Annotated in this window: 5 protein-coding genes; all 5 read left to right on the forward strand. The window is 61.4% G+C overall.

The window, feature by feature from the left end; all coding sequences use genetic code 11:
• The first annotated feature begins 173 nt into the window (after positions 1-173).
• From AC5E6N_RS22485 to AC5E6N_RS22505, 5 genes are read left to right on the forward strand one after another with little or no spacing between them, the layout of a single operon-like run.
• Entirely contained in the window at positions 174-761 is a 588-nt protein-coding gene (locus AC5E6N_RS22485; protein ID WP_491749904.1) for a phage connector family protein, read from the forward strand.
• Position 762: 1 nt separating this feature from the next.
• The gene (locus AC5E6N_RS22490; protein WP_491749905.1) at positions 763-3,246 is read left to right on the forward strand and encodes a phage tail protein; all 2,484 of its coding nucleotides are present in this window, start codon (positions 763-765) and stop codon (positions 3,244-3,246) included.
• A gap of 1 nt (position 3,247) precedes the next feature.
• Positions 3,248-3,682, forward strand: coding sequence for a hypothetical protein (locus tag AC5E6N_RS22495; RefSeq protein WP_491749906.1), 435 nt, complete (start codon positions 3,248-3,250; stop codon positions 3,680-3,682).
• 2 nt (positions 3,683-3,684) lie between these two features.
• On the forward strand, positions 3,685-5,055 hold the full coding sequence (locus AC5E6N_RS22500; protein ID WP_491749907.1) for a hypothetical protein: 1,371 nt from the start codon (positions 3,685-3,687) through the stop codon (positions 5,053-5,055).
• Positions 5,055-5,942: a hypothetical protein gene (locus AC5E6N_RS22505; protein WP_491749908.1), complete on the forward strand. Its 888-nt coding sequence runs from the start codon at positions 5,055-5,057 to the stop codon at positions 5,940-5,942. Before AC5E6N_RS22500 ends, AC5E6N_RS22505 begins: the two co-directional genes overlap by 1 nt.
• Positions 5,943-6,842: the final 900 nt, after the last annotated feature.

Genomic DNA, 6,842 nt, shown 5'->3' on the forward strand with positions numbered 1-6,842 from the left:
GGACGATCATGTTGAAATTCAGAGATGAATGGGCCAGGCGATTTTGCCCTCTGACTGTGTTGGCTCGCGCTTGTGGTGGGATAACACCACGGCGCGCAACCCGCCTTGTCAGCGACCAAAATCGTCGCGGTCAAATGCTTCAATCTAATCACAACTCGCTCTAGGAACCGCTCATGACTTCCGCGATGACCGAAACCGGCGTCTGCAACATGGCGCTCGATATCCTGCATGAAGGGCCGATCAGCTCCATCGGGGATGACGAGCCGAATGCGCGGCGTTTCAAGCGTAATTTCGATGCGCTGCGCGACGCGTTCCTCGCCGCCCATCCGTGGAACTTCGCAGTGAGCCGGGCAATTCTTGCCGCCAGCGCCGAGACGCCGTTTTTCGGCTGGGATTACAAGTACCTGCTGCCCGGTGACTGTCTGAGGCTCCTGCCGTTGAAGGACGGGGGCCGTTTCGACGGGCCGAACATCGCGCATGAGATCGAGGGCGGCTACATCCTGACCGACGCCAAGGCACCGCTGAAGATCCGCTATGTGCGGCGGGTCGCGGCGCTGGGGCTCTGGTCGCCATTGGCGGTGAAGGCCTTTGCATCGTTCCTTGCCGCCAACATGGCCCATGCGGTGACCGGCAAGGCGAGCTATGCGCGCTTCGCCGCCGGTCGTTTCGACGACGAGTTGAAGCGGGCGCGGCGTATCGACGGCATGCAGGGCTCGCTCGAACGCGCCGACACCAGCGACGTGATCGCGGTGAGGGGATAGCATGACGGTCTATCCGATCCAGGCGACCTTCACGCGCGGCGAGCTGGCGCCGGAACTGCACGGGCGCGTCGATATCGACCACTACCGCATGGGGCTGGCGACGTGCGAGAACTTCTATGTCCTCAAGCAGGGCGGCATCCGCCGCCGCTCGGGCACGGTCTTCGTGGCGGAAGTCAAGAACAGCGGTGACGCGTGCCGGCTCTTTCCCTTCACCTTCAACGAGAGCCAGGCCTATGCGGTTGAGCATGGCGACCGTTACTGCCGGTTCTTTGCGCTGGGCGGGCAGGTCCACAACGGCGGATCGCCCTATGAGATCGCCTCGCCATTCGCGCTGAGCGATCTCGATGCGATCGACTATACGCAGAGCGCTGACGTGCTCTACATGACGCACGGTTCCTACGCGCCGCGCGAATTGCGGCGCTCGGCCGAAACCAGCTGGTCCTTCACCCAGTTCGGTTTTCAGGACGGGCCGTATCTTGAGGAGAACACCACGTCGACGACGCTGACGCCTGCCGACACGGGCCATATCACGCCGCTAATGACCGGCAACACGGCACCGGGCGGGACCGTGAGCATGAGCAACGGGGCGGCCAACGCCTATGCGATGTTCAACCGGGTGAAGCTCAATCAGATCGTCATGTCAGCCGGTTCCACCGGATACCTTCAATATCGTTTTCCCGGCGGTGAGCGGAAGGTGGCGGATGCCTATTGGCTGACCGCGGCGAACAACGCGGCGCAAAACGGAGACTACGTCACTCAGTGGGAGTTTCAGGGCTCGAACGACGGCAGCAACTGGATCACGCTTGACAGCCGAGAAGGGGAATCCGGGTGGTCCGGAACCGAAACGCGGTTCTTCGAGTTCGAGAACGGCACGGCCTATGAATATTACCGCCTGAACTTCTCGGGCGGCGGCGGGGCGGACGCTCTGAACTCGGTCATGGCCGAACTGGCCATTCACCAGAAGGCCAGCGACCAGACGCCCTTCACTCTGACGGCGTCTTCAACTGTGGGAATAAACGGAGACACGGGCTTCCAGCCGAACGATGTCGGCCGTCACATCCGTCTGCTGGCCAGTGACGGGCGATGGCGTTGGGCCGAGATCACCGGGCGGACTTCGTCAACGGTCGTCAAGATCCGGTTACATGGACACGCATTGCCGGACACATCGCCGATCGTCATATGGGCGCTGGGGGCCTGGTCCGATCAGAGCGGCTGGCCGCACACCGTGGGCTTTTATCAGGAACGTCTTGCTTTCGGCCGGACCGCGGCGCAGCCGCGAACCGTCTGGCTGTCGAAGTCTTTGCAGTTCAGCAATTTCGGGGAAAGCGAACCGGTTGTCGCCTCGGACGGCATGTCGATCACCATGACCGGCGGGCATCTGAATGCGATCTCGTTTATCAGCGAGGCCAGCGATCTGGTGATCGGGACGAGCGGCTCGATGCGCACGCTGGGACCGGCCTCGAACGCGGAAGCCTTTTCCTCGACCAATATCCAGCAGAGGCAACAGACCACGACCGGGGCGGCGCAGGTGCGTCCCGTAACCGTGGGAAACACAATCATCTATGGCGGCTTCCACAGGTCTGCGCTGCACGAGTTTTCCTATTCGTTCGATGTCAACGGCTATCTGTCGCCGGAACTCACCGTGCTTTCCTCGCACGCGTTCAAGGCGGGCATCAAATTCCTGACCTATCAGGAATTTCCGGACGGCATTATCTGGTGTGGCCTCGATGACGGCTCCCTGACGGCCACGACCTATGACAAGGCCCAGAAGGTCGTCGGCGCCTCGCGGCACAGGATCGCCGGCGGTCAAAGCGAAGCATACGGCACGGTCGAGAGCGCCTGTGTCGTGCCGGTCGAGGGCGGCGACCGGCTCTGGGTGATCGTCCGCCGCATCATCAATGGGCAGACCCGCCGCTATGTCGAATATCTGGAGATGCCCTTTGAGGGGGCGGCGGTGGCGAACGGTGTCTTTCTCGACAGCGCCGTAATCGTCGAAAGCGGCAGCCCTTTGACCAGCATCACCGGGGCCGGACATCTGGAGGGCGAGACGGTCGGCGTCTTTGCCGACGGTGTCGATATCGGCGACGCAGTTGTGAGCAATGGCGCATTTACCCTGCCGGGCGGTATCGCGGCGTCGAGAATTACCTGTGGACTGCGCTATGAGAGCCGCGCCGAGACCTTGCGCATGGCGCAGACCGGCAACCGGGACGGCGCATCGATCGGCCGCCGCGCCCGCCTTGCTTCCGTTGCGCTCGATCTCATGGAGACCGGCTACATCAAGGCGGGATCCAAGGCCCGGCAGTTCGATTACCTGTTCCGGCAGACGGGTGAGACGCTTGGCAGCGAGCGGCAGCTCTACACCGGTTTCAAGAGCCTGTCGTCGGAAGACAACTGGTCGAATGGCGGCGTTGTCGTGCTGCGTTCGGACAGGGCCTATCCGGCCACCATCAGAAGCATTGTCGCATCAGTCGAAGGAGAACCCTGATATGTGTTCACCCCTTATCGGAGGCATCGTCTCGGGCATCGGAAGCCTGATGAGCTCAAGGAGCAATGCGGCGGCGGCGCGCGCGCAGGCCCGTTTTCACGACCGCCAGGCGGCGATGGAGCGTCAGCGCGGCGCATTCGAGGGCGCACGGGCAATGGACAAGGCGCGCCGGCTTCGCGGCCGGCAGGTGGCGAATTTCGCCGCCTCCGGCGTGCAGCTTTCGGGCAGCCCCGGCTCGGTGATCGACGACAGCGCCGCGGAAGCCGCGCTGGATGTTCAGGCGATCCGCTACGGCGCAGAGGCGCGGGCATCGAACGAGCAGTTCCAGGCACAGCAAAGCCGCAAAAAAGCCCGCTCGATCATGTCGGCGGCGCCGATCGGCTTTCTGACTCCGGTGATCGCAGGTGCCGGAAAGCTTTTGTCAGGAATCAAATAAACATGGCACGCATACCGATCTATACGGCGCAGCGTTCGCTCGATACGGATCGCGGCGGGATGCCGCGCGTCCAGGCCAATGACCATCGCGGCGGCGCGCTGCAGGGGCTGGGGCGGTCGATTGCATCACTGCCGTTCGGAGCCGGGCAGCGGGCTTCCGACGAGAACCAACCGCAGCTAAGGCAGCAACAAAGACGGCAGGCGCAACAAAATTTCGGAAAAGTGCGCGCGGTGGCCGATACGCAAACCGCCTTGAAGCAGGGTTTTGTGAAGCACCTGGAAGCCATCACACCCGACGGCGCGGGTTTTTACGACACCTACAAAAGAGAGGTCGTGGAACCGGCGATCGACAAGGCCGTCGCGATGTTCTCGCCGGAGGAGCAACCGGCGGTCAGGGACGTCATTCTGGCGCGGGCCGAGCCGGTGCTGCAAAGAGCGGCGGAAACGGAGCGTGAGCAATCGGCAGGCTTCTACGAAGCCGAAACGGATCGTCTGGCGGCCGGCATTCTGGACGATGTCGATCCGTCCCCGCAGAGTTTCACCGACGCCCGGGAACGGCTTGGCGAACTGATCAACCTGTCTGTTTTGCCGAAAGAGCGCGCGCGGCAAAAGGCGGCCGAGTTTGACAGGGAACTGGCGTGGACCGCCGCATCGCGGATTGCGGGCAACGAACCGGAACAGCTTCTGGACGGGATGCTGGGCTTTCAATCGCCTGCGGGCGGCGGGGAGGGCGGTTCCACGGCTCTTACGAAGTCCGGCGATGTCGCCCGGTCCTTGACCGGCGGCGATGAAGATGCCGCACGGATCGTCGAGCGTTTCATGATGAAGGCGTTCGGACAGTCACGGTCCGCCGGAGAGGCGGGCGAGGCGGCGGTGACGACGGCGGCATTTCTTGCTCCGGGCCGCCCCTATCAGTTGGGCGACTGGGCAACGGCGACGACCAAGCCCCGGCGCGGCGATCTTGTTTTGCTGCCTGATGGCGGCATCGGCCTCTTCGACCGGGCCGCCGATGGCGGCCGCTCGCTTGTCCTGATCGCGAACCGGGGCGGCGTACCGGCGCTCGAGTCGTACGACCGGCAGGCGCTCGAGTTTCGCCGCGTGTCCAAAATCCCGCCTGAAGACTTTGCCCGCATGGCCGAGACAAGCCGCATGGCGTTTGGCCTGAACGAGGCAATGACGGTGACCGAACCCGATCCGAGATTTCTTGGCCTCTCGTTTGCCGACCGGCTGGCCCTCATCGCCGAGGTAGCGTGGCTTACGCGCGAGCCGCTTCCCTCCGACTCCGGTTTTGATGCCCCTCAGCTGGTTGAGGACGAAGCGGATGATGGCTGGGTTGTCCTGGACGATGGCAGACGCATTCGGAGGATCCGCTAGTGCCTGCATTCGAGATCGAAACGCCGGGCGGGACATTCGAGGTCGAAGCACCGGATCAGGCAAAAGCTCTCGATGCGCTTCGCAGTTATGAGCAGTCTTCGAATGGACATACGGGTTTCATTTTGCCCCTGCATCGGGACAGACAGGGGGACTTGTCCTTGGCTACGCCGCGCCTGCTGTCGGACATCTGGACCGGGGCCAAGGACGCCATAACCCTTCCGGGCGATGTCGCGCGAGGGCGCTATAACCTGCCTTTGTTGGACCAACCGGGTGTTAGGGAAGACGACGCCGGCAACGTCTCCCAGCATGGAAGGCCTGTCGGCAATCGCATCCTGAACGAGCGGAGCTATCTGGATCGTGCCCTTGGTCTCGGCGGCTTCGCGGTCGGCACCGGCACGGCGTTCACGGCGACGGGCGGTGCCAGGCACGCTTTGGACCCATCGGTGCTGAGGTCTGGCGGCGGTGGGCGGCGTATTCCTTTCCACCGAAGATCGACCTCCACGTTAAAGGAGTTTGCTGACGAAATAGCAACGGTTCTTGAAACCGGAGTTCCTTCTAAGGGCAGACTGTTTCGAGAGGACCTCGGAGAAATCACCATTTATTTGGGCGTGCCGGGCAATCCTGCGAAAGAGTATCAGGGTGGATGGGGGCTAAAGCATATTCAAGAAAAACGAACGGCTGAAGGTCTCGATGGCACAGCTTTTGTCAGAGAATTGCTTCCACGAATACTTGCCAATGGAAAGCTTAGATTTGACACAACTTCCAGGGGCAGACGGAACGCCGTATTAGATCTCGGCGATTATCAAGCGAACCTGAGGCTGGAGCGTCATGGGCGCCGGGAGACATGGCTTCTAACCGGCTTTAAGAAAGTAAATGCACCCCGGTGAATGCCAGATGCATTAACACCTGACAATCTACGCACTCCAGAACCCCCCATATGGGATAACTGCAGTGGGAGCGGGGATATTTCTAATGTAGCAGTTTGGCACTCAACTAGAAATGCCATTTTCAAAAAAAGTGAACCCTGGGGTGGACGGCCACCCACCAGCAGAACCGGTTTCCTGCTCATCGCCATCCACATACCCATAATCCGGTCACGTATGAAGATAGCTGTATGCCGACAAATTTGAGCCAGAGCCAAAGTGAAGATAGTGCCTTTTGGGCCCATATTCCATACCAATTAAAGTAGCCCCGATGCATCACAGGAATAGCCATTCCCTGTGGGCTACGCACCCTGACCCCCCGGTGTAGGATGCCAGAGTGGGAGCGGGGCTTGGTGCAACTTAACAGCGAAACCATCGATAAGAAAGGCAATTTTGGAGAACGGATGCGCGAAACGATGAGCGAGGTCCGACCCGCGATAAGGGAAAGCGGTCAGGTGAACATCCTGCTGTTCAATCCTTGTTGCCAGTAGCCCCGGTGAACCGCAGGAGTTTTATGCCCCTGCGGCCTACGCACAAAAGCTTCCTTTCTTCAGGAAGGCAGATGTGGGAGCGGGAAGCGCCGGGATGGTCGGCCTGCCCATCGACAGACCCTGGTGCCTGTCCTCTGCTGCTCCGCTCATACATTTGATCCAGGATACGAGAAGAGCCGTGGCCGAATTGAGCCGGCGAATAAGCAATACGTTCTTGAACGTTATCTGCAAACCCTTGTGACCTTCGGTGACCCGGCCGGCTTCGTTCCCGCGCCGGGCCTACGCATTCACGCCTCCCGGTACTGCGCGTGAGTGGGAGCGAAGGCCGTCAGTCACATAGGCCGCATGGCACAAAAATGCAAGTATAGCGGGT

It is taken from the genome of Hoeflea sp. (genome assembly GCF_984452065.1).